At 46.3% G+C, this 22,728-nt stretch carries 16 protein-coding genes; 6 read left to right on the forward strand and 10 right to left on the reverse strand.

The features are described 5' to 3' along the window. Positions 1–11: 11 nt before the first annotated feature. The 3 genes from nhaC to BIZ39_RS04110 all read right to left on the reverse strand — a co-directional run bounded on the left by nhaC (position 12) and on the right by BIZ39_RS04110 (position 5,559). A complete protein-coding gene (gene nhaC / locus BIZ39_RS04100; RefSeq protein ID WP_014951141.1) occupies positions 12–1,499 on the reverse strand; it encodes a Na+/H+ antiporter NhaC in 1,488 nt (495 codons plus the stop codon). 232 nt (positions 1,500–1,731) lie between these two features. Then, a complete protein-coding gene (locus BIZ39_RS04105; RefSeq protein WP_187446412.1) occupies positions 1,732–4,284 on the reverse strand; it encodes a glycoside hydrolase family 3 protein in 2,553 nt (850 codons plus the stop codon). 12 nt (positions 4,285–4,296) lie between these two features. Beyond that, a complete protein-coding gene (locus tag BIZ39_RS04110) occupies positions 4,297–5,559 on the reverse strand; it encodes a sugar MFS transporter (RefSeq protein WP_187446413.1) in 1,263 nt (420 codons plus the stop codon). 205 nt (positions 5,560–5,764) lie between these two features. On the opposite strand from BIZ39_RS04110, the gene BIZ39_RS04115 reads away from it, so the two are divergent. The 3 genes from BIZ39_RS04115 to BIZ39_RS04125 are packed head-to-tail and all read left to right on the forward strand — an operon-like array spanning position 5,765 to position 9,713. Next, positions 5,765–7,123, forward strand: a complete 1,359-nt coding sequence (locus BIZ39_RS04115; RefSeq protein ID WP_187446414.1) for a GH1 family beta-glucosidase — start codon at positions 5,765–5,767, stop codon at positions 7,121–7,123. An 18-nt stretch (positions 7,124–7,141) separates the two neighbouring features. After that, complete coding sequence (locus BIZ39_RS04120; protein ID WP_014977687.1) at positions 7,142–8,143, forward strand: LacI family DNA-binding transcriptional regulator; 1,002 nt, start codon at positions 7,142–7,144, stop codon at positions 8,141–8,143. Between the two features lies 1 nt (position 8,144). After that, the gene (locus tag BIZ39_RS04125; RefSeq protein ID WP_187446415.1) at positions 8,145–9,713 is read left to right on the forward strand and encodes a sugar porter family MFS transporter; all 1,569 of its coding nucleotides are present in this window, start codon (positions 8,145–8,147) and stop codon (positions 9,711–9,713) included. Between the two features lie 19 nt (positions 9,714–9,732). Here the strand turns inward: BIZ39_RS04125 and BIZ39_RS04130 are convergent, their stop codons facing one another. The 6 genes from BIZ39_RS04130 to BIZ39_RS04155 all read right to left on the reverse strand — a co-directional run bounded on the left by BIZ39_RS04130 (position 9,733) and on the right by BIZ39_RS04155 (position 17,138). Further along, the gene (locus tag BIZ39_RS04130; RefSeq protein WP_187446416.1) at positions 9,733–11,322 is read right to left on the reverse strand and encodes an ATP-binding cassette domain-containing protein; all 1,590 of its coding nucleotides are present in this window, start codon (positions 11,320–11,322) and stop codon (positions 9,733–9,735) included. Further along, positions 11,312–13,135: an ATP-binding cassette domain-containing protein gene (locus BIZ39_RS04135; protein WP_222936454.1), complete on the reverse strand. Its 1,824-nt coding sequence runs from the start codon at positions 13,133–13,135 to the stop codon at positions 11,312–11,314. The genes BIZ39_RS04130 and BIZ39_RS04135 overlap by 11 nt, the downstream gene beginning before the upstream one ends. A 232-nt stretch (positions 13,136–13,367) precedes the next feature. After that, entirely contained in the window at positions 13,368–13,481 is a 114-nt protein-coding gene (gene cydX, locus BIZ39_RS04140) for a cytochrome bd-I oxidase subunit CydX (protein ID WP_014951149.1), read from the reverse strand. Between the two features lie 10 nt (positions 13,482–13,491). Further along, the gene (gene cydB, locus BIZ39_RS04145) at positions 13,492–14,628 is read right to left on the reverse strand and encodes a cytochrome d ubiquinol oxidase subunit II (RefSeq protein ID WP_014951150.1); all 1,137 of its coding nucleotides are present in this window, start codon (positions 14,626–14,628) and stop codon (positions 13,492–13,494) included. Further along, positions 14,625–16,205 (reverse strand): cytochrome ubiquinol oxidase subunit I, encoded by a 1,581-nt coding sequence (locus BIZ39_RS04150; protein WP_039229177.1) that lies wholly within the window; start codon positions 16,203–16,205, stop codon positions 14,625–14,627. Before BIZ39_RS04150 ends, cydB begins: the two co-directional genes overlap by 4 nt. Positions 16,206–16,532: 327 nt before the next feature. Continuing rightward, entirely contained in the window at positions 16,533–17,138 is a 606-nt protein-coding gene (locus BIZ39_RS04155; RefSeq protein WP_187446418.1) for a DUF3365 domain-containing protein, read from the reverse strand. A 155-nt stretch (positions 17,139–17,293) separates the two neighbouring features. Between BIZ39_RS04155 and BIZ39_RS04160 the strand changes: the two genes are divergently transcribed. From BIZ39_RS04160 to BIZ39_RS04170, 3 genes are all read left to right on the forward strand, one after another. After that, a complete protein-coding gene (locus BIZ39_RS04160; protein ID WP_187446421.1) occupies positions 17,294–18,574 on the forward strand; it encodes a sigma-54 interaction domain-containing protein in 1,281 nt (426 codons plus the stop codon). Between the two features lie 110 nt (positions 18,575–18,684). Next, complete coding sequence (locus BIZ39_RS04165; RefSeq protein ID WP_232379095.1) at positions 18,685–19,053, forward strand: hypothetical protein; 369 nt, start codon at positions 18,685–18,687, stop codon at positions 19,051–19,053. Positions 19,054–19,124: 71 nt separating this feature from the next. After that, positions 19,125–21,242 carry a TonB-dependent receptor plug domain-containing protein gene (locus tag BIZ39_RS04170; protein ID WP_187446419.1) on the forward strand — a complete coding sequence of 706 codons (2,118 nt, stop codon included), beginning with the start codon at positions 19,125–19,127 and terminating at the stop codon, positions 21,240–21,242. A 155-nt stretch (positions 21,243–21,397) separates the two neighbouring features. Here BIZ39_RS04170 and BIZ39_RS04175 read toward each other — a convergent pair whose 3' ends face one another. Further along, positions 21,398–22,180 (reverse strand): sulfite exporter TauE/SafE family protein, encoded by a 783-nt coding sequence (locus tag BIZ39_RS04175; protein WP_049585629.1) that lies wholly within the window; start codon positions 22,178–22,180, stop codon positions 21,398–21,400. Between the last annotated feature and the right edge of the window lie 548 nt (positions 22,181–22,728).

The raw sequence follows: 22,728 nt of genomic DNA on the forward strand, positions 1-22,728 counted from the left end.
CTTATCCAACATTACTCGGTAACGGGCGTTCCGTCCTTATTAAATTTCGCTATTTCGGCGCCAGAAGACTCCCACTCTTCCTTTTCAGCTTTAGTGGCTTTGGGTGAGAACCAACCGACATAGGCGTAAAATATCCCTATTAGGGGCGCCGTCCAACATGCAAAGGCAAGAGGGATGTACAGCAGGTTTTCTAAGTTTGCGCCAGAAATACCCAGGCCAAGAGCAGATATCACAAACGCACCACCGGCATTCCAAGGGATGAGCGGAGACATTAACGTGCCCCCTTCTTCAATGCCACGGGACAGGTTAAGCGTGGAATAACCCATGCCTCTATAAACGGGTGAATACATTCTTCCCGGCAAGGCTACCGACAAGTACGGGTCGCCAGCCACCAGATTAGTAGAAAACGCCGTACCAACCGCTGCTATCTGTGTACCAGCAAAGGTTTTCGCTTTGCTCTTTATTGCATTGATAATGCTTCTTAGGCAGCCTGTCGTTTCTAACGCTCCACCGAAACCAAGCGCAATCAATACCAATGAAATAGTCCACATCATTGACTGAACGCCGCCGCGATTAAGCAAACTATCTATTTCAACAATATTCGTTTGGATGGCATATCCGTTATTTGCATAATCGAAAACGGCTTGCAAACTCTGCCCTTGCATAAACATGGCGAAGGCTCCTCCCACAACCGCTCCTGCAAATAACGCAGGAAGGGGGGGAATTTTCTTTAAGGCTAACCCCATAACAACAAGCGCTGGCAATAACGCCCACCCCGTAACGGTAAAGTTATCTTCTAATGCACTGGTGATACCTGCAATTTTTGCAAATGAGACGCTCTGAGCATCGATAACGAAGAAGCCGACGCCAAGGTAAATCAGAAATGCGAGCACCATGGCAGGGATTGTCGTTGCCATCATATTCTTGATATGTGAAAACACGTCGGTACCTGTAACCGCTGGAGCAAGGTTTGTAGTATCCGACAGCGGCGATACCTTGTCTCCGAAAAAGGCGCCTGAAACTACTGCTCCCGCCGTCCAGTACATGGGGATATCGAATCCTTCACCGATACCCATTAATGCTAAACCAACGGTGCCTACGCTGCCCCAACTTGTGCCTAAAGAAACTGAAACGACTGCACAGATAACCATACCCGCGGCCAGAAAAATTTGGGGAGACAGGGTCTTTAACCCGTAGTAAATAATGGTGGGTACCGTACCGCTGGCTATCCAAATACCTATGATCATCCCTACAACAATAAGTACACTTACCGACGGCAACGCAACATGGATAACTTTAAAGATTCCTGCCCGCACTTCTTCCCACGTTAGACCAAGATAAGTACCAACAAAACTTGTTAATGCTATGCCAATGGCAAGCGGTATATGAGGCTCAAACACGCCGAAGTAAAATATCTGGGTGCCGAGGATTAAAAGCGTCAATACAACAGGTGTTAACGCAAGTAAGAGACTTGGTGTTGCACGCTGTTCATCTGTCATTTTACTACCCTGTAATTTTCCCGAATGACAAGGATGAATGCAGGACGGAAACACGTCTTATCTACTTTCATCTCACCAACGATTGTTGTTTATATTACAGGTTGGCTACGGGATGAACTGCATAATAGATCGATAAACGGAAGGCTCAAGGTCGGTGCAAACAAAAAAAAGCCGCCAGTTTTTGAGGTTGGCGGCGTTGTTTTTTCTAGTAGCGTTGAGAGCTACTTACTGTTTAGTTTTGGCAACTTATACTCGCCGATTTGTCAGCCTCAGGGGTAAACTGAATATCTGCCACACTCAAGCTAGCCTTCCCTGAACTTCCCAGCTCAAACGGCACAACAAGGCCGGTAAAATCGATACCTTCATTAACAAAGCACTGTAGGTCAATACTTATGTTTGTCCATGTGTCAGCTGGCATTGCCTTTAGCTGCTCGCTAATATCAATTTGAGTTGAACAGCTGCCCGCTGCGTCTCCCTCGCCTTCACAGTTCATGCCTACGGTTACAGGTGCATTTATGTCTGAGTGACGACTAACGTTAAAGCTTAAGGCACCATGCGTAAGTAGTTGCGCACTTAAATCTTCACGGAAGAAGCTCTTGCTTGCAAAACGCATAGCGGCGAACTCGGTGCCATCGAAAGTGATTTTACGCGCATCTTCCTGCACTTCCTTATCAACCGTACGATAAGTAATGGCTCCAACAGTATGCGTGCTTGCGTTCACTGCCAGAGAATCATCACCAGAGTAGAGCCATAATACCCAAGGTGCCTCAACCGAGCCCTTTAGAATTTCCATCGGCTTGTTGCTGTCAGTACTCACCTTAATTTCAGTATTTAGCGTATCGCTTAGAACATTGTCATCGCTGTACGTTAAGCCGAAGCCATAAGGCAGCAAAGGTTCATAGGTTTCATCGCCCTTGTTAACGATCTGCTGAGGCTCTGACGGCCAAGAGAAAGACAGCTTGCCTTTAAAGTCCTGCTCACCAAACAAAACGTCTGCCACCGCTGCACCTTCAGAGCCAGGAAGCCAAGCTGCAACAAATGCATCAGATGCATTAAGCTCTGCGTTAACCCACATCGGACGGCCGCTGATAAACACCGACACCACGGGAATTCCCTGAGATTTCAAGTTTTCGAGCAACGCTAGATCCGTCTTGCTACCGTGTTGATAAATTAAGGTTTCTCTGTCGCCATGACCTTCTGCATAAGGCTCTTCACCGAACACCACTATGGCGACATCAGGTTTAGTTTCAAAGCTACCGTCAACCGATAGCTGTACGTTACCACCAGCATTTTCTACATGTGCTTTAATACCGTCATAAATAGAGCTGCCGCCAGGGAAGTCATCGTTGGTATTATTTGTGCCTTGCCACGTAATACTCCAACCACCTGATTGCTTGCCGATGTTATCCGCACCATCGCCCGCTACCAATATGCGTTTGCTTGCAGAAATCGGGAGGGTTTTATTTTTATTTTTCAGCAGTACCAGAGACTCGCGCACCGCTTGCGCCGCCACTTCTCTATGCTCTGCCTTACCAATAAGCGAACGGTCGCCAGATAACGGGCGGTTTGCCGGGCTTGGCTTTTCGAAAAGTCCAGCGCGTACTTTCACTCGAAGAATTCGGCGTACCGCATCATCAATACGCGACATAGGGATGGTGCCGTCGTTTACTTGAGCAAGAGTGTTGTCATACAGCACCTTCCAATCGTTTGGCACCATGAAGATATCTAAGCCTGCGTTAATGGCCTGCGCACAATCTTCGTTGTTGCAACCTTTAACTTGCCCATGACCGTTCCAGTCACCGACTACAAACCCGTCAAAGCCCATTTGCTCTTTAAGTACGTCGGTTAGTAAGTACTTATGACCATGAAGTTTCTCGCCATTCCAGCTATTGAACGACGCCATAACAGATTGTGCGCCCGCCGTTAGTCCGCCCACGTAGCCTTGGGCGTGAATATCAAATAACGCTTGTTCGCTGGCAACATTGTCACCTTGGTCATCACCGCCAACCGTACCGCCGTCACCTACAAAGTGCTTTACCGTGCTAATTACACGCTGGTCGCTTAAAAAGTCTTTGTCAGCCGCGCCTTGAAGACCTTTAACCACTGAAGCAGCATACTCTCTAACAATGGCTGGGTCTTCAGAATAGCTCTCGTAGGTTCTGCCCCATCGGTCATCGCGAACCACAGCAACGGTAGGCGCAAATACCCAATCGATACCTGTTGCCATGACCTCTTTAGCTGTAATGTGCGCAATCTTCTCTACCAGTTCAGGGTTATTCGCCGCGCCTAATCCAATGTTGTGAGGAAACAAGGTTGCGCCTATAACATTGTTATGACCGTGAACAGCGTCTGTCCCCCACATTGTAGGAATTGTCGAGCCGTCCAAACTGTCATCGATGGAAGCCTGATAAAGCTTTTCTGCAAGTGCTACCCAGTCTTCTGGTGTGGCGTGCTTGTCGTTATTAGGGAATGCACCACCGCCGTTAAGATAAGAACCAAATCCATATTTGCGCATATCTTCTACCGTGATATTGCGAATTTCAGGCTGGATCATCTGCGCAATTTTTTGCTCGATAGTCATGGTAGACAGAATTTCTTCTACCTTAGTTTCGACAGTAGCGTTTGATTTAACTTCAATATCCAGTTTAGGCCATACCTCGCCCGCTTTGTTTGGCTGTGGCTCAACATCATCGACTGAAGCCGTATTTTTTTCAGCTGAACATGCACTAACTAAAACGCCAACCAATGCACCGGTAACAACTTTCGCGATTATACTTTTTCGCATTATTTATCCTCGTTACTTTTCAGTGGTATTAATGTGAGATACGCGACTTCCTACAAGCCCATAGTAGGCAATGTAAAGGTAGCAAGAAGCGGGTAGTAAAAATGACAGCGTAACGCCGACGGTGTCTGCAAGCATGCCTTGAAGCAATGGAATAATGGCACCGCCAACTATGGCTAAACAAAGAATGCCTGAACCTTGTGGGGTGTCTTTTCCTAGCTGGTGAAGTGCAAGACTAAAAATGGTAGGGAACATGATTGAGTTAAACAAACCTACTCCCAAAATGCTCCATAGCGCGATGTCTCCTGTGCTTGAAAGTGATAGCAAAATAAGCGCAATAGCCATACAAGCGTTAAACGCCAGTACGTAGCCACCCGAGATTTTTTGCATAACCACAGCACCGATAAAGCGCCCTACCATCGCGCCTCCCCAGTAGTAAGCAAGTAGCTTGGCCGCCCCTGCCTCACTTAATCCGCCAACCGCCGGACTCGCTAGATAATTCACTAGCATGCTGCCAATAGCCACTTCCGCGCCGACATACATAAAAATGCCGACAGCGCCTAAAACAAGGTGCTTGTGATGCCATGCACCTCCTTTAAATACTCCAGTGCTTGCGCTGGTGTGATTTAGCTTCGGCAGCTTTAAATACATGAAAATAAGAGCCAGAAGAAGCAAAGACGCTGCAAGAATTAGGTAAGGCACTTGCACGTCTGAAGCGCCTGGCGTACCGCCTCCATGCTCTCCTGTAGCGCCGTAGATAAGATAAGAACCGAAGAAGGGAGCCACGGTTGTACCAAAAGCGTTAAATGCTTGGGTCATGGTGAGTCGTGACGAGGCAGTTTTAGGGTCGCCGAGTGCCGTTACATAAGGGTTGGCAGACACCTGAAGTACGGTTATACCAGACGCTAATACAAAAAGAGCTAACAGAAAAATACCGTATATTTGACTTGATGCAGCGGGGAAGAACAGCAAGCACCCCACGCAGGCTATAGCGAGCCCAAGTACAATACCTTTCTGGTAACCAATGCGCGACACCACCATGCCTGCAGGCAGTGACACAATGAAATAGGCACTAAAAAAGCAAAACTGAATCAGCATTGCTTGTGTGAAGCTAAGGTTGAATGCACCTTTTAAGTAAGGAATAAGGATGTCATTCAAACAGGTAATAAAACCCCACATGAAGAACAGCGTGGTGAGTGAGATAAGCGCAAAACGGTATCCACCGTTTGCCTCTGCCTCTTGGGCGCTTGAAATATTAGGCTGCACTGGTGTGTCCACGAATAACCTCTGTTGCTATTTTTCTATTTAATGATAAATTTACATTTGAAAGCGCTTACATCCAACTTTAAATAATTTTGTAAGCGCTTACATTGAAGAGATAATTACACGAAGCGTCATCGAATTCAATGTAAATATGATGTTATTTGCCCTGTCTAGCGCAGGGTTAATATGAAAAAATTGTTATAGTCAGGACATACCCACGATGCAAGAAATTAACCTTCCATCCAATTCAATGATGTTGTCGAAAGACTTTTTGTTTGGTGTGGCTACATCAAGTTTCCAAATAGAGGGAGACAGAAAAGGAAGATTAGATTGTATTTGGGACACGTTCTGCGAAAAGAAAAATGCCATTACTGATGCCACTAATGGTGACATTGCCTGTAACCACATAGATTTGTGGAAACAAGATGTAGAGCTAATTGATTCTCTTGGTGTTGATGCTTATAGACTGTCTATCTCGTGGCCACGAGTGATGAAACAGGACGGTAGCGTAAACGAAGTGGGCATGCGCTTTTACGAAAACTTAGTCAATGAAGTTATCAAGCGCGGCATGAAAGTGTTCGTGACGCTTTATCACTGGGATTTACCGCAACACCTTGAAGACAATGGTGGCTGGCTTAATCGCAACACAGCCTATGCATTCGAAAAATATGCTGAAGCCGTAGCAAACGCGTTGGGCGAAAAAGTCCACTCTTACGCGACATTAAATGAGCCATTTTGTTCAGCCTATTTGGGTTATGAGGCAGGCATTCATGCACCTGGAAAGACAGGCATGGCAAATGGTCGAAAGGCAGCGCATCACTTATTGCTTGCTCACGGTTTAGCGTTGAAGGTGCTTAACCGAGTTTGCCCAAAAAGCCAAAACGGTATCGTACTTAACTTTAGCAATTGCCATACAAAAAGTGATTCACCCGAAGACATACACGCCGCCAAACTCGCCGATGATTACCACAATCAATGGTATCTAAAGCCTATCATTGAAGGCAAATATCCAGACATTATCGATAAGCTCGCTCCCGACGTTAAGCCAGACATTGCGGAAGGTGATATGGCTATTATTTGCCAACCAATCGATTACTTAGGCATTAATTATTACACCCGCACTGTGTATCAAAGTGATGGCAATGGTTGGTTTGAAATTGTGCCTCCAGCCACAACCGAATTAACCGCAATGGGCTGGGAAATCACTCCTGATGCCTTTACCGAGCTGCTTGTTGATTTGCACCAACGCTATGACTTACCGCCTATTTATATCACTGAAAACGGAGCAGCAATGGATGATGAGCTCATAGATGGGGAAGTGTTGGACAATGGGCGTACCGCCTACTTCCACACCCATTTAAATGCGGTAAATGAGGCAATAGAAAAAGGCGTAGACATACGCGGATATTTTGCATGGAGCCTAATGGACAACTTTGAGTGGGCGCTGGGCTATTCAAAGCGTTTCGGCATTGTTTATGTCGACTACGAAACCCAAAAACGTACGCCAAAACAAAGCGCTTTGGCTTATTCAAAACTGGTTAAGAGCCGGATAAATGGGTACATTAGCGGTATCAAATAAGGACAAGTACCAAACCGTATGGCAACAATTTACCAAGTATCAGAGGCCGCAGGTGTTTCGTTAGCTACCGTTTCTCGCGTTATGAATGGCAACGCGAAGGTAAGCGAGCGCACCCGCAAAAAAGTAGAGGATGCTATGGCATCGTTGGGATACCAGCCCAATGCCATTGCGCAATCTCTTGCGTCAAACCGCACTAACAGCGTCGGTTTGCTCGTATCTGAACTGCACGGCTCTTACTTTGGCGACTTGATGAGTACGGTAGAACATGTGCTTAAACAAAACGGTAAGCACGTTATTATTACCGCCGGTCATGTGGATGAAAAGCGCGAGCACGAAGCTATTGAGTTTTTAAAAAGCCGCCGTTGCGATGCCTTGATTCTTCACGCTGAAGCCGTCTCCGATGACTACTTAAAAACACTAGTAGACAGTAAGATCCCCGTTGTTGTGATAAACCGAAAAGTGGACGCTCTCGACGAGAACTGCTTTGTTGTGGACAACGAAAGAGGCGGCTACATGGCAACGAAAGCTGCTATTGATGCAGGCCACAAAAAGATTGCGTACATTAGCGGCCCGCTATTTAAAAAGGATGCGAGCGATCGTCTGGCAGGTCACAAAAGAGCCCTTCAAGAAGCAGGGGTTACCTTTCGTGAAAACAGTGTCTTTGAAGGTGACTTCCACGAGTCATCAGGCCAAGAAGGCATGCAGCATCTTCAGAGAACATTCTCTGACTTTACCGCATTGGTATGCGCGAACGACGAAATGGCCTCTGGTGCAATGACCGCTGCACGAGAAGCGGGATTTGATATACCGTCACAGCTTTCTATCATTGGCTTCGATAACGTACTGTTTTCGCGCTACCTTTATCCAAAACTCACTACCATTAATAACCCTATTCACGCTATGGGAGAAATGGCTGCTTATTGGGTGCTGCAACATGTTTATGACATAAAAAGCCCTATTCCTATTGAGCACTTATTTGAACCCGAAGTAGTAAATAGGGACACATTAGGCAAATTATAAAATGAATAAAGCCCTGTCTCCGTCGCTGTATTACACACTCATTGTCTCTCTTGGAGGGTTTATTTTTGGCTTCGATGCCAGTGTAATAGCGGGAGCCAATGGCTTTATCGATGCCGAATTTAACCTAAGCGATTGGCAGCAAGGCTTCGTCGTAAGCTCACCGACACTAGGTGCGCTAATAGCCATGCTATTTGCCGGTGGCGTTAGCGACGCTATTGGCAGGCGCAAAGCCCTCATTCTTGTCGCTTTCCTTTACCTGCTTTCTTCTGTCGGCTCTGCCTTAGCCCCTAATTTCGAACTATTAGTGCTTTCTCGCTTTATTGGCGGCATTGCCTTTTGTTCGCTGATCATTGCCCCGCTGTATATTTCGGAAATAAGCGCCCCAGAAAACCGAGGCAAAATGGTGTCGGTGAACCAGCTAAATATTGTATTTGGCTTCGCCCTTTCCTATTTCACCAACTATTACCTGTTGCAGCTCAGCAATAGCGGTGCAGGTTGGGTTGCTGAATGGGGTTTAGATACACATTTATGGCGCTACATGCTGGGCTTGGAGGTTATCCCCGCAGCACTATGGTTTGGTTTACTGTTTACTATTCCGCGTAGCCCCAGGTGGCTGGTACTAAAAGGCCAACACGAGGAAGCCGAACAGGTTATAAACCGCTTATTCGACAAAGCCCAAGCCAGCGCTCTTGTTGAAGATATAGCGTCTTCACTTAAAGAAAAGTCGTGGCCTTTTCGTGAACGCCTAGGCTTTCTAAAGGCGAAGGCCATGCGATTTCCGTTAATGGTGGGCATTATTATTGCCATTGCTCAGCAAATTACCGGCATTAACGTTATCTTTTTTTACGCGCCCACGATTTTTGAACAAAGCGGTGTAGGTACCAATGCGGCATTTATGCAGGCTGTATGGATTGGCTTGGTTAACGTAGCATTTACCGTGGTTGCTATGCTAACTATTGATAAATGGGGAAGAAAACCGCTGCTGCTGATTGGCTTAACTGGCGTAGTGATCAGCATGTCTATTTGTACCTATGGCTTTAAACAGGCGACATATCAAGTACAGCAAACGGCCATAAACGAAATACAGCAAGATGCGCCGAGTGTGGCAATAAAGCTAACTCCACTAACCAACGATATTTACTATTCAGACGTTGAGTTTAAGCGCACGCTAAAGACCACACTTACCAGCGACGAATACGATGCGTATCAGCAACCATTGCTAACTAGCAGTATTAATATGAATGCACCTTTAGTGTTGTTTGGCATTATTGCGTTTGTTGCTTCGTTCGCGATGTCTCTTGGCCCAGTGATGTGGGCAATGCTTGCTGAAATTTTTCCGAATCAAACCCGCGCTTTGGCTATTTCATTAGTGGGCATGGTGAATTCACTCACCAGTTTTCTAGTTCAAGTTGTTTTCCCTTGGGAGTTGGCCAACTTGGGAGCCGCGGCCACGTTTGCAATTTACGGCGTGTTTGCCTTAGTCAGCCTGATATTAGTTGCTAAGTTCTTCCCAGAAACAAAAGGAAGAACCTTGGAAGAAATCACGGAAGAATTTGAGCGATCCGCTTAGCTGAGGTCAATCCTGTATATTAAGGCAACCTGATAGCATGCTGACCTGCACAAAGGTTATCCATTCTCGCCTCTTCTAATAGTAGTGTTGATGATACATTTAACGCGCTTGGCGTAACGTGAGAAGCAACTAGGATGAGATGGTTGGCAGCGTAGCGATTTAATACCTCACACACTTTATGCTGAGTAGTCACATCCAAGCCCTCGAAGGGTTCATCAACAAGCAACACTTTTGCGTGAGATAAAATAGCGCGCGCTAAGGCTAGTCGCTTACGCTCTCCCCCAGAGAGCGTCCTACCCGCCTTGCCAACCCACATAGACAACGGCAACAGTGCCTCTAGCCCTAATTGAGCTAACAGGTTAGTCATGTCATCAAGGGGAATACCCATTCCGGCAGGGTCTAAATTTGAAGAGACACTGCCAGAAAGCACTATTGGCTCTTGTTCCACATAGCGCCAGTTTTTAATTAAGCCATCGGCTATACGCATGCCATCCACTTCTTTAAGTCCAGTAGAAGGCACAACCCCCGCAATTGACTGAAGCAAAGATGACTTACCACAGCCTGACGGCCCGGATATACATACGATGCCAGTGGCTGGGAATGTAGCATTGACCAAAGGTAAGCGTCTATTTTTGGCAGTATAATCAGATAACGTAAGTGAATGGTGCAGTTCGGTGCGTTCAAGTACTTTAATGGGTGAGGTTTTGAGCTTCTTAAGGGCTTTCGCGCTTTGTTTGTGCTGTGCAAACTTGGTAATGCTGTGAAAAGCTGCACCAGCCCAATCAGGCGCAGCCATCAATATCATGGGCACAACAATAGCAATAGGCATATACGAAAAGTCAGATATTGGACTAACTGCGCCCGACATAACTAACACTACCGCAAAAAATGCCGCGCCCTGAAACCACCAGCTCGCGCGTTGCGCTTTATCTTTCTGCGTAGTTTGTTGTCGCCACACCCTGTCAGCACTCGGCATGCTATCGATCGCATGCCCACCCTCTTCCTTTGGCATGTTGTTCATTGCTTTATTTAAGTGCCATATAGCGCTGCAGTTAAGGAAGTCGGCTGACTCTTGGCGAAACACTTTATTTTCCTTTGTCGCTTTTTTCGCAACGTTTAAACCACTAAAGCCTTGCAGCACAACGATGAAGAGCCAAATAACAAAAAGTGTAAGTAAAAATGACGTGCCGGGAAGGTCAAACCATACTGCAACAATGCAAAGATTTGTGAATATAAATGTAATGTTAGAAAGCGGAGCTATCCAAGCAATCCACCGACTGGCAAGCGTTTCGGTATGCTGGGCTAATGCTTCTGTTGTGAACGCTTTGTCGGTAATTTTACTGTTTTCAAGTTGACTGAATACAAGCAAGCGACCCTCTGCAATACGGGTAAGCAAATCGTTATGACCCACCCACACATTGGCATATCCCGAAGCAATGCGAAGTAGTGCTAGCGCGCGAATAACCACCGCGGGAATAACGTAATTAAAACCTACAGGTGCAATAGCGCTGATAGCGATAAACCACGAAGAAATAACAAGAATGGTTATTCCTGCCACACCGTGTAAAAGAGCAAGCAGTAGCGTGAGATAAGCCGGTTTACTTTTCATCAAGGCCACACTCCTTTTGATTGGCATTCGCCTTAAAGCTCGTTGCCGTCACACTGCTACAGCCTTGTAGGTGCTCGTCTTGTAATGCGCCTATTTTGCTTTTAAGCCCTGCCTCTGATTTTGACTTTGAGTTGGAAATGGCGTCTTGTTCGGGCGTGCTTCGCGATACCGTCCAAAAGCGGTTAAACCAGTTTGCAGGGAGTGCTTTGTGAGAAGCCCAAATCAGTGTTTTGTCTCGACCCAAACGTTCAATTAACTGTCCCAATCTTGCATGCTGGGAATCTGGCAAATGGGCTGTAGGCTCGTCTAGTAACCATATATTGTCTTTGCGCAACAGCGCTCTCGCAAGCGACAGCCTTTGCGCTTCTCCACCTGAAAGCAGTGGATAATCCGTCATTACCGTATCAAGCCCCAAAGGCAATAACGACAGCCACAAGTCAAGTTCTACTGCTTCTAGCGCTTTCATAAGCGCGTCGTCTGTAAAGCTGTCGTTTAAACACAAATTTTCACGCACGGTACCTGGCGTGATCACGGGGTGCTGGGTTATCCAAATTACCGGTTCACTGAATGTATGTGTGCTAGGTCTTTGACCGCCTAAGGCTTCTAATAATAGTGTTTTACCTGAACCAGAGCGCCCGCTAATGAGTATTTTATCGCCCTTTGATACTTCTAGAGATTCAGCGTGCAAAAGCACAGACGGCTCATCAACATCCGTTGTAGCGTGAGAGCTTTGCGAGTGAGTTTGCCCGGCGTTAATGTCAAAAACCTTAAGGTTGTTAGCCGTAAGCAATACCTCGTGTTCTGATGAATAATGGTGGGTTGTGTCAGCGTTGACCGGGTTCACTGCACTACCATCAATATTTTGTGTGAAGCGCGAGAATAACGGCGCGAGTTCAGCTTTGGCGGCTTCTGCTTGCGCCTTCTGATGGTATACCTGCCCCAACTTTTTCATTTCACTGAGTAACAATGGCACAGTCAGCAATATCCATAAGCCTTGCTGGAGCGTTATTTCCGGCCCAATACTCAACTCTCCTAACAGTGAAAAACCAATAAATACTGCCGTAAGTGCAACCGCGAGTGTTGCGAAGAAGTCGAGCACGCTGTTGGACAAAAACGCTACGCTCACTACTTTCATAGTACGCGCATTCAAATTTTCACTGGCATCTTTGAGCAGGGCTGTTTGTTTTTGATGCGCCTGATAATTTGCCAGCATCGGCAGCGCGGCTAACCTATCAGTAAATAAACTTCCCAAACGTTCAAGGGCGATAAAATGCTTTCGATGTAGGGCAGCGGCTCCCTTGCCCACAATGATCATAAAAAGTGGCACTACTGGCAATGTAAGCAGTAGGCCAATCCCTATAACGGGGTTCACATAAAAGATAACGGCTAAAGCAAACAAGGGGACAACAACTGCAATCATTTGCTGCACTCGATATTCAAGTGCCCAGTCAGCAAAAGCCTGTAAGTGCTGCAGCCACACCGTTTGCCAATAGTAAACCGAGTGCTGTCGAATAAGCGCATATTGACGCTCAATGAATACGTATTGTAGGTGCTGTTCGAGCTTGTTTAATACCTGCATTCTTGCACTACTAGATAAGGCATTGAATGCGCCTTGTAGCAGCCAGCTAAGCCCCAGAGAAACGGCAAGTCCTGTGACATCACTCGCTGTTGCAGGAGACTGGTTTACTACCCAGTCATGAGCAATATGAGAAAAATAATAGAACCCAATAATCAAAGAAAAAAGCGACAAACACTTAACCACTACTTGCGCCATAAGCGAAGTGCGCAAGCCAAGCGACTGCGCCTTATCCATCTCATTGCACCACGCATTAAGCGTTTGCCGGTTGGGAACTTTTTCTTTGATCACTGTGGTTTTGACTCTTCTTTTGCGTTACTTAGTAATGAGAGCAAATTTCGCATTTCTTTTTCATTCTTTTCCAAGTGGTGGTGGGCTGGCTGCAAGAACCCTCAGCGGCAGGGACGCTGCCGAAGAGCCCCCATGGACGAGTTCACCCCGTGTCCTTGCGGCCAGCCTACCTCCACTTCTATTCTTGGTCTTCGGGTCTATCCATATTTTCCGTCGACTCCAACCACATGGCGTTGATAATGCCAAAAGAGCACGCCAGCAAAACTCCTAAAATCCAAGCGAAATACCACATAGCGTTCTCCTTAATAAATGGTGTGAGACTGGTCGAGGTCTTCGTTTTTAATGCGCCCGCGCATTACGTAAAAGCTATAGGCCGTGTAGCTAAGTACAATAGGCACAAAGATACAGGCAACGATAAACATTACGTTTAGCGTCATATGGCTAGACGTAGCGTCCCATACGGTTAAGCTCGCCTCTGGCATAGTGATGCTTGGCATTAGGAATGGGAACATTGAAAAGCCAGCCGTTAAGATAACGCCTGCTATAAATAGCGCACTCGATACAAACGCCATACCTGCATTACCTTTCTTAGAGAAAAGCGCACAGGCCAGACCCGCAATAATACCCAGCACAGGTGCTGCCATCATAAGGGGGTATTTGCTGTAGTTGCTCATCCAAGCTCCAGCTTCAATGGCAACCTCTTTCTTAAGTGGATTTGACGTTGCAATAGTGTCGACTGCCGACGTAATCACGAAGCCGTCTAATCCAAATGCCACCCACAGACCTGCAAGTACAAATAGCGTGACACCAGCCAGGCTTAACACAACCGATACTGCACGTGCGCGAACTTCAATAAAGCCATCGGTTTTCATTTGTAGCCAGGTTGCACCGTGATTCAGCAACATAGCCACAGAAAGCAGTCCTGCCACCAGCGCAAACGGTGTTAAAAGGCCAAAGAACGAACCTGTGTAGGTTGATTTAAGCGTGCTGTCCATTTCAAACGGTACGCCCAACAGCAGGTTACCAAACGCCACACCAAAGATAAGGGCTGGGATAATACCGCCAGCAAATAACGCCCAATCCCACGCTTTACGCCACTGCGGGTTTGGTAATTTACTGCGGTAATCAAAGCCTATCGGGCGCATCCAAAGGGCAATTAAGGTAAGGGCCAGCGCGAGGTAAAACCCAGAAAACGCAGTGGCGTAAATCATCGGCCACGCGGCAAAAATAGCGCCACCTGCGGTGATAAACCAAACTTGGTTGCCATCCCAATGCGGGCCTACCGTGTTTATCATTACGCGACGCTCTTTGTCATTTTTACCAATAAGCGTGAGCAGTGCTCCAACGCCCAAATCGAAGCCATCAGTAACCGCGAAGCCAATTAGCAGAACGCCAACCAAGCACCACCAAATGACTCTCAGTAGTTCATAATCAATCATGCTTTTGCTCCTTGCTCATCAAGGTCAATAAGATCAAATTCAGTGTCAGGCTGCTTATCTTCAGGTGGAACTGGCCCTTTCTTGGCAAACTTCTTCATTAGGTAAAAACCAATAATGAACATGCCGGTGTAGAAAGCACTGTAGGCTACAAGGGTTATTACCACGTCGCTTACGGCGAGATTAGATACCGACGTATGTACCGGAAGCACCTCTGCAATTGACCATGGTTGGCGGCCATATTCAGCGACAAACCAGCCAGCCTCACAGGCAATCCAAGGAAGCGGCAAACCGTAGAGCGCGCTTTTTAATAGCCAACGTGGCTTAGTAATCTTGTGTTTAGTACTGTAGTAAAAGGCGCACACAAATAGCGCAAGCATAATAAAGCCAGCCACAACCATAAGGCGGAAACTCCAAAACAATGGGGCAACCGGCGGAATGCTGTAATCTACTGCCTGTTGAAGCGCGGCATCAGAAGGATTTGAAACGTTCTCAGTGAAAGGCTCTAGCAACATAGCGTAGCCTAAACTGTCTTTATTTTGGTCGAAGGCAGTACGTTGCTCAGCTGTCGCGGTGCCGTTTCTTACATCATCAAGCACTTCATAGGCTTTAATTCCGCTCAGAATACGCTCGCGATTCTCTTCTTTAAGATCCTTAATACCTTTTACTTCTTCGGTTAACGAACGGGTAGCAATAATGCCCATTGCCCAAGGAATTTGAAGGGCGTACTCGGTTTCCTGCTTCTCGTCGTTTGGAATACCAAACACAGTAAACGGCGCAGGTGCAGGATGGGTTTCGTACTCAGCTTCAACTGCTGCCAGCTTCACTTTTTGTACATCACCAAGCTCATAACCACTTTCATCTCCTAGCACGATCACAGAAAGCGTTGAGGCTAGGCCAAAGCTAGCAGCTATGGCGAACGAACGGCGCGCAAAGGCGATATGCTTATGATTAAGCAGGTAGTAACTTGAAATTGCCAACACAAACATTGCGCCGGTCACGTAACCTGCTGATACAGTGTGAACAAATTTGACCTGTGCTACGGGGTTAAAAATAACCTCAGCAAAGCTGGTCATTTCCATACGCATGGCTTCAAAATTAAATTCAGCGCCTACTGGATATTGCATCCAGCCGTTAGCAATCAAGATCCACAGTGCAGAGAAGTTTGAACCAATGGCCACCAGCCAAGTCGCCATCAGATGCTTCACCTTTGACATTTTGTCCCAGCCAAAAAAGAACAACCCCACGAAGGTAGATTCTAGGAAAAAGGCCATTAGGCCTTCGATGGCAAGTGGCGCACCGAAGATATCGCCTACATAGTGAGAATAGTAAGACCAATTCATTCCGAACTGGAATTCCATGGTTAAACCTGTGGCTACACCAATGGCAAAGTTAATTCCAAACAGCTTTCCCCAGAATTGGGTCATCTGCTTATAAATTTCTTTACCCGTCATTACGTATACCGATTCCATAATGGCAAGTAGGAAACTAAGCCCCAAAGTTAAGGGTACAAATATAAAGTGGAACATTGCAGTTAATGCAAATTGCCACCGCGATAGTTCTATTAACGTATCGCTCATGGGTTATCTCCCTTGTATTTCGTTTGCGCGTTAAACGCTTAGCAGAAAAGTGGTTTAAAATTCAGTGATGAACACGTGAATATGCCGCATGGCAAGAGCACGGTTTATGCCATACATCAGTAATTTGGCTGCTTAAGCGCAATTACCGATAAACGGCGGTATTTTCGTACTGTGCAGATAAATTATTCCACGACCGAGCGTGTGGCTTATTGATCCAACGCAACAATTGATGGCGATGCATTCGCCATATTTGTCATTTAGGTGACAAATATGGCACAAGAGAAAGGCTGCTTAGCAGATTGTCAAAAAGTGGAGTATAAGGAAAAGTTAAGGGGTATATGAGAGTGTGAACGCGCCTCGTAATTCTCCCAATTCGAACCCTGTAGCTTGATCGTTGGGATAGTGCTTTAGAATGGATTGTTTTACTGAAGGCGCCACATTAGCTCCGTGGCATGCCATGCACACCTGACCTTGTTCAATCGCCATCATGTACCTAAACTCACCGCTTTCGCTATCGTATTGATAAGTTTCAATAGGTCTTTTAGGGGCCAAATTGTCTTGCTTAGCTTTGGTCAGTAATTGTGAAAACCACGCTAACTGCTCACGCTCCCATTGATCTGCCGCATTGTTTGGGTTCCTTACTTTCAGCGCGGTACGCCCAACCTCCCACCCGTTTTGACTAAGCGCCAGACCAATAGGAGCCGCTGCAATCTGGCATTCGTTAACGCCAGCCTCTAGCCCTCCGGATTGAATTGCTTGCTGTAGTCGTGACTTTAGCGCGCCTCCCAGTGCTTTTGCGTGTAATCGCGCTTCTTTGACTTTTTCCTGTACACTGTTTTCACTTTTTTTCTCATTGGCAGTCACTGTATCTGCCAATGAATGAGCACTACTTGCCAATAAGCTTATCGCCACCAGCATTACGCTATTTTTCATTATAAAACTCTCTTTGGAACTGAATGAGTTGCTACCGAAGTATTGTCGTTTGTCTCAAACAGTGAACAAGCTCTATGCCAATATGATAAATTGCCAAAATTAAATTAGAACAAACTAATATTCAGCCACCCATGAATATATCCATAGTACAAGCGATGATAGATGCGATAGATAAACCCGCAATCTTCATTAACCCAAGCTACGTTATTGAAGCTGTCAACCAGCCCTACAGAGATACCTACCCTGTGGATATAAAGCTTGGCTTTAGTACCTGCTATCAAGTCTCTCACCGCAACAACAAACCTTGCGATAAGTGCGGCGAGCATTGCCCAATGCAAGAGAGTAAAGCCACAGGACGAGCGGCTAGCGTAGTACACGTTCATACCACCCGTGAGGGTCAAAGCTACTGCGACATCCTCATGCGCCCGATCTTCGACGGTAGCGGAGAATTATTAGGTTTCTTGGAAATACTTGATAAGCTTTCGTTTGCCTCAAACCGACCTTCAGCAGGAAAGATGGTCGGCGAATCAGAGGCATTTAAAGCAATGCTAAACAAAATAAATCGCGCCGCTAACTCAGATATTTCAGTACTATTGTTTGGCGAAACCGGCACGGGTAAAGAGCTGGTGTCCCAAGCACTTCACTCGAGTAGTCACCGTGCTGGCAAACCATTTGTTGTCATCGAGTGTACCGGCATGTCTGACACGCTGCTTGAAAGCGAACTATTCGGTTATGAAAAAGGGGCATTTACAGGCGCAACCACAAATAAGAAAGGGCTCGTTGAAGCAGCGGAAGGCGGCACATTGTTTTTTGATGAAGTCGGCGATATCCCACTTTCAACACAAGTAAAGCTTCTGCGGCTGTTCGAGTCGCAAACTTATCGGCCTGTAGGAAGCACAGTGTCTAAAAAGGCTGATTTTCGTTTAGTGTGTGCATCACACAAAAATCTAAAGCATATGGTGGAAACGGGCGAATTCAGACAGGACCTCTACTACCGCATTGCCGGTTTTCCTATCAACCTCCCTTCTTTACGACAAAGAAAATCAGATATAGCACTGATAGCCGCTCACTTTTTGGCAATGTCTAAAGAGAAAAAACGGTTTCATAAAAACGCGCTAGAAAAACTAACCAACTACCCGTTCCCAGGCAATATTCGCGAACTCAAAAACATTGTAGACCAAGCTATTTTACTGGCTGATGAAACCGTTATTTACGATACAGACTTACCCGAGCTCGATAACATAAGCTCTGATGCTATCAATGATGCCTCTTCATCTCACAGTAACGTTGTGACCTTAGACGAATTGGAACGCCAATACTTACGTCAGGTTCACACGTCTTTTGAAGGCGATACCCAGCAACTTGCACAAGCGCTGGGAGTGAGTACCCGTACACTTTACAGAAAGCTGAAAAAAGCGGGGGTTGGAGATACGTAAAAAATAATAGGTAGAAAAATTACCAAAACGCAGGCTATGATAAAAAGGCGCTAACCAGATAAAGAAAAATGACTTTAAGACGCCTACTTACACTAACACTTTGCCTTTGTATGCTTTTGCAAAATGCATTAGCACTTGGCCTTGCTGCCCATACTATGCAGCAAGCACGTGCGTTTGTAGGTGAAGATATTGAACTTATTTGTACTGGCAAGACCATGCGCTACATTTCAATTAGCGCCACTGAGTTTGAAGGTGAGTTCGTTTTTGTTAGCCCCGAACTGCTCAAAGCACCCGCCGAGCACGTTGACTGTACCAATGGCACGTTAGCCGACTTACCTCAGGTTGACGAGCCACTACATGCCACATTACCTTTACTATCGCTGGTTCGCTATCGCGCTTTAGTCGCGCGTTTAGCGGCTAAGCCCTTTACAGATTTTGCTTACGCGGCGCCGCTAAGTCGTGCCCCACCACACGCATAACAACCTCCCAAACACACTGAACATGCATGCTTTCACCATGCACAACACTCGTTTTTTAAAATGGGATTGTTATGAAGCAATCTATCATTGCGCTTGCCGTATTCACTGCGTGCGCGCCCGTACACATTTACGCAAACACCATCGACTTAGCCGATAACACTTCGACAGAAGTGGTCACCGTTATTGGCACACCGCTTTCCCTTAGCACGCAAAATATCGAGCAAGAGTCTGTTAGTGCTACCAGCAATATTGACGCTGACTTTGGCGATCAGCTTGCCACATTACCTGGCGTGTCGATATCTCGAAACGGCCCAGTCACCGGGCTTATTCAGTATAGAGGACTTTATGGTGACCGAGTTGGCGTAAGCATTGATGGCGTTGATATTGCTGGAGCAGGACCAAACGCCATGGACTCGCCCCTTTCTCATGTGCTGCCAGAACCAAGACTGACCGCCACCCTTTACCGGGGGATTGTACCAGTAAGTGCAGGTGTGCAGACGCTAGGCGGAAAGCTTCGCATTCACTCTGATGCCTCAGCACTTTTTGACTTGAATACAGGCTTTAGCGGTAGCGTAAGTGCCAGCGCAATATCTCCGGGGAGCGGTCAGCAATACCAAGGCAATCTGTTTTATAAGAGTGAGCAGGCTTTTGTTAGCGGCGCCTTCACTCATCAGCAGCGCGACGAACAAGAGTCGGGAGATAACAGCGTTATACCAAACAGCCATTACCAAAGAAATGGCGGTAAGTTTAGGGCGGGCGTCGAGTGGGGCAATCACCAAGTCGATGTGAGTTTTCAGCAACTTAATACTAACGAAAGCGGCACGCCTGCTTTAGCCATGGACATTGGTTTTATTGATGCCGCTTGGTATCGACTGGGCTATCGCTATAACGCAAATGATAGGGAGTTCTTCACGTTAAGCTGGTTTGGCAACAGCAACCAACATGCCATGGACAACTTCTCACAGCGCATGGTGATGTCTGCCGACATGGCGAGAGAGAATAACGCTGATGCTATTGCTCAAGGTGTAGATGCCACCTATGTAATGCCATTTTATAAAGGCGCCCTCAAACTGGGTGCCAATCTGCACCACAGCAGGAATAACTCGACCATCACCAACCCTAATAACGGCATGTTCTTCGTTGATAACTTTACCAACGTAGAAAAAGACACAGCCAGCGTGTACGCAGAATGGCAGCGAGATAAAGCATCCTTTTCAACAACAATTGGTACCCGATATACACGTGTTGACATGGATGCCGGGCTAGCCGGTTCTAATATGGTTATGATGAACCCTGCCATTGCTTCACTCGTTGATGATTTCAACGCGGCAGAACGCAGTAAGAGCTATAACATGTTAGATATTGCCGCTAGCACGCGATATCACGCCAGCGACAATGTCGATGTTGTCCTTGGCGTATCGCAGAAAAACCGTGCCCCTACTTACTTCGAGCGCTATACGTGGCTACCTCTTGGTATTTCTGGGGGAATGGCAGACGGATTTAACTACATTGGTAACTTGGCTCTAGACAACGAAACTGCACGCCAGATAGATGTGGGTATTGATTACCGTTTCAAAAGCTGGTCAGTTTCTCCTCGTCTCTTTTATCAAGATATTGAAGACTATATTACTGGTTCTCCCAGCACGAATATGGCTGCCAATATGGTCTCTACCATGATGGCAGGCACAATACCATTTCAGTGGACTAATACAGACGCCGTAATCAAAGGGGCAGATCTGACTGTTTCGGGTAATGTGTTTGATAACGTGAAGCTTAACGCAGTAGCAAGTGTTCAGCACGGTAATCGCGACGATATCGACGATGCGTTGTTTCGTATTGCCCCTGAACAGCTGATCACCACCATTCAATGGGACACACAGCTGCTTGATACGCCAATGGCACTCCAATTAACGTCAGAATTGGTAGGAGCACAAAACCACGTTTCAGCGCTACAAAGTGAAAACACTACCGCTGGATATGGATTGGTGCATATTACGGGGCTTTTCACCCTTATAGATAATGCACAGTCAAACCTTCAGGTAACGGCAACCGTTCATAACCTGTTTGATAAACACTACGCCCCACACACAGCAGGAATTAACCGCGTGATGAATACTGATGTTGCAGTAGGTGAGCGAGTACCCGCTGCGGGGCGAGAGTGGCATTTATCGCTGAGCTACAGGTTCTAACCGTTTAAAACTCAAACTGCAAAAGGCATAAAGATAAACCAGTGATTCTCCTTCGCTGGTTTATCTACTCGTAATGTCTGATACACATGCCGTTTTAAACGCTAGAAATGAAAACTTGTGCACTAACGTGAGTATTTTGAAGGTAAAGAGCTGTGTCAGATTACAGCGGGAAATAAGGTTGAGAATGCCTGCCACAAGAGCCGCAGGGCCAACAGTGTCACCACTATCTTGAACGCCAGCATAAATTTTTCAGCGGGGACACGCTTTAATACTTTCAAGCCGATGAATGTGCCGAGCGCACCACTGGCAATCATAATAATGATTAGTCCGGCCCACTGGGCAAAAGAAAACCCTACAAAGGTAAAAACAAACGCTTTAAGGCCGTGTTGCAGTGTCATACAGCTGGCAAACGTGCCGGTAATCTGCATTTTGCTGTAATTATTTCGGTGTACAAATGCCGCCACCAAAGGCCCTGTGGCACCTACAAACATTGAAACCAGCGTGGTTACCAACCCTGCCAATGTTCTACCCGCGGGGTTCATTTCTTGTGCTTTGGGTTTACTCCCCCACACCAGAAATAAAATAAATGCGGCAACCGCAAATTGAATAATAACCAACGGCAGCTGAACCACAACAAACGAGGCCAAAAAAGCGCCAACGATTGCGCCTAAAGAAAAATACTTCAGCATATTCCAGTCGATATGCCTTGCCGTCATCAGTGCACGGTTGCCGTTTGAACCAAGCTGTACTAAACCGTGAACCGGGATCAGCGCACTGACTGGCATAGTACCGGCCATTACTGCCAGTAATAAGACCCCGCCACCAATACCCAGCGTTGCTGTCATCATCGACGTAAAGAAGGAGGTAACAACAAGTACTACTGATGATGACATCGACATCGCATCATTGGCCGTTAACCAGCTATAAAGTAACTCCAAGGGTCAAATTCCACCTTAATTCGTAACACAGTTTGTATGGTTTGAGTGATCATTACACCAAAACATATCGTTTAAATATCATACAAAACTTACGCCTAGCGCGTTAGGTTATTTATCATGCCTTCTATTAGTTATTTAAACAAAGCACTTCGGATAATACACGACAAGCAATGTACAAAAGGCGCTAAGCTAGTTGCCAGGCAACTTCTCCGCAATAGCGGGTTCACTGATAAAGATATTTATGATTGTTTAAAGCAGGGCACGATTATTCGCATTACCATATTTGAAGCCTAGGGTAGCGTTACATCTTATACCTTACACTTACCGCTTGCCCACCCACTCGCATGGGTCTAATTTCTATACCTAAAAACCCATTGACTTTCTTCATTGTGCACAGGATACTCGGGTCATTAAATACTCACTAGCAGCGCACTGTTTTTAAATACTATGCCTAAAAACACGAATACACATACTGCTTACTCAGCGTCTGCGCTGATTATTATTCTCGCTATTCTAAGGAATGGGCGGGTTAGCTAGTGCGTAAATAG

The organism is Alteromonas sp. BZK5, assembly GCF_014349115.1.
GTDB lineage: Bacteria > Pseudomonadota > Gammaproteobacteria > Enterobacterales > Alteromonadaceae > Alteromonas > Alteromonas macleodii.

Coding starts and splice junctions, on each gene's coding strand:
- nhaC (WP_014951141.1), bottom strand. CDS start 1,499: ATGACAGATGAACAGCGTGCAACACCAAGTCTCTTACTTGCGTTAACA.
- BIZ39_RS04105 (WP_187446412.1), bottom strand. CDS start 4,284: ATGCGAAAAAGTATAATCGCGAAAGTTGTTACCGGTGCATTGGTTGGC.
- BIZ39_RS04115 (WP_187446414.1), top strand. CDS start 5,765: ATGCAAGAAATTAACCTTCCATCCAATTCAATGATGTTGTCGAAAGAC.
- BIZ39_RS04120 (WP_014977687.1), top strand. CDS start 7,142: ATGGCAACAATTTACCAAGTATCAGAGGCCGCAGGTGTTTCGTTAGCT.
- BIZ39_RS04125 (WP_187446415.1), top strand. CDS start 8,145: ATGAATAAAGCCCTGTCTCCGTCGCTGTATTACACACTCATTGTCTCT.
- BIZ39_RS04130 (WP_187446416.1), bottom strand. CDS start 11,322: ATGAAAAGTAAACCGGCTTATCTCACGCTACTGCTTGCTCTTTTACAC.
- BIZ39_RS04135 (WP_222936454.1), bottom strand. CDS start 13,135: ATGGATAAGGCGCAGTCGCTTGGCTTGCGCACTTCGCTTATGGCGCAA.
- cydX (WP_014951149.1), bottom strand. CDS start 13,481: ATGTGGTATTTCGCTTGGATTTTAGGAGTTTTGCTGGCGTGCTCTTTT.
- cydB (WP_014951150.1), bottom strand. CDS start 14,628: ATGATTGATTATGAACTACTGAGAGTCATTTGGTGGTGCTTGGTTGGC.
- BIZ39_RS04150 (WP_039229177.1), bottom strand. CDS start 16,205: ATGAGCGATACGTTAATAGAACTATCGCGGTGGCAATTTGCATTAACT.
- BIZ39_RS04155 (WP_187446418.1), bottom strand. CDS start 17,138: ATGAAAAATAGCGTAATGCTGGTGGCGATAAGCTTATTGGCAAGTAGT.
- BIZ39_RS04160 (WP_187446421.1), top strand. CDS start 17,294: ATGATAGATGCGATAGATAAACCCGCAATCTTCATTAACCCAAGCTAC.
- BIZ39_RS04165 (WP_232379095.1), top strand. CDS start 18,685: ATGCTTTTGCAAAATGCATTAGCACTTGGCCTTGCTGCCCATACTATG.
- BIZ39_RS04170 (WP_187446419.1), top strand. CDS start 19,125: ATGAAGCAATCTATCATTGCGCTTGCCGTATTCACTGCGTGCGCGCCC.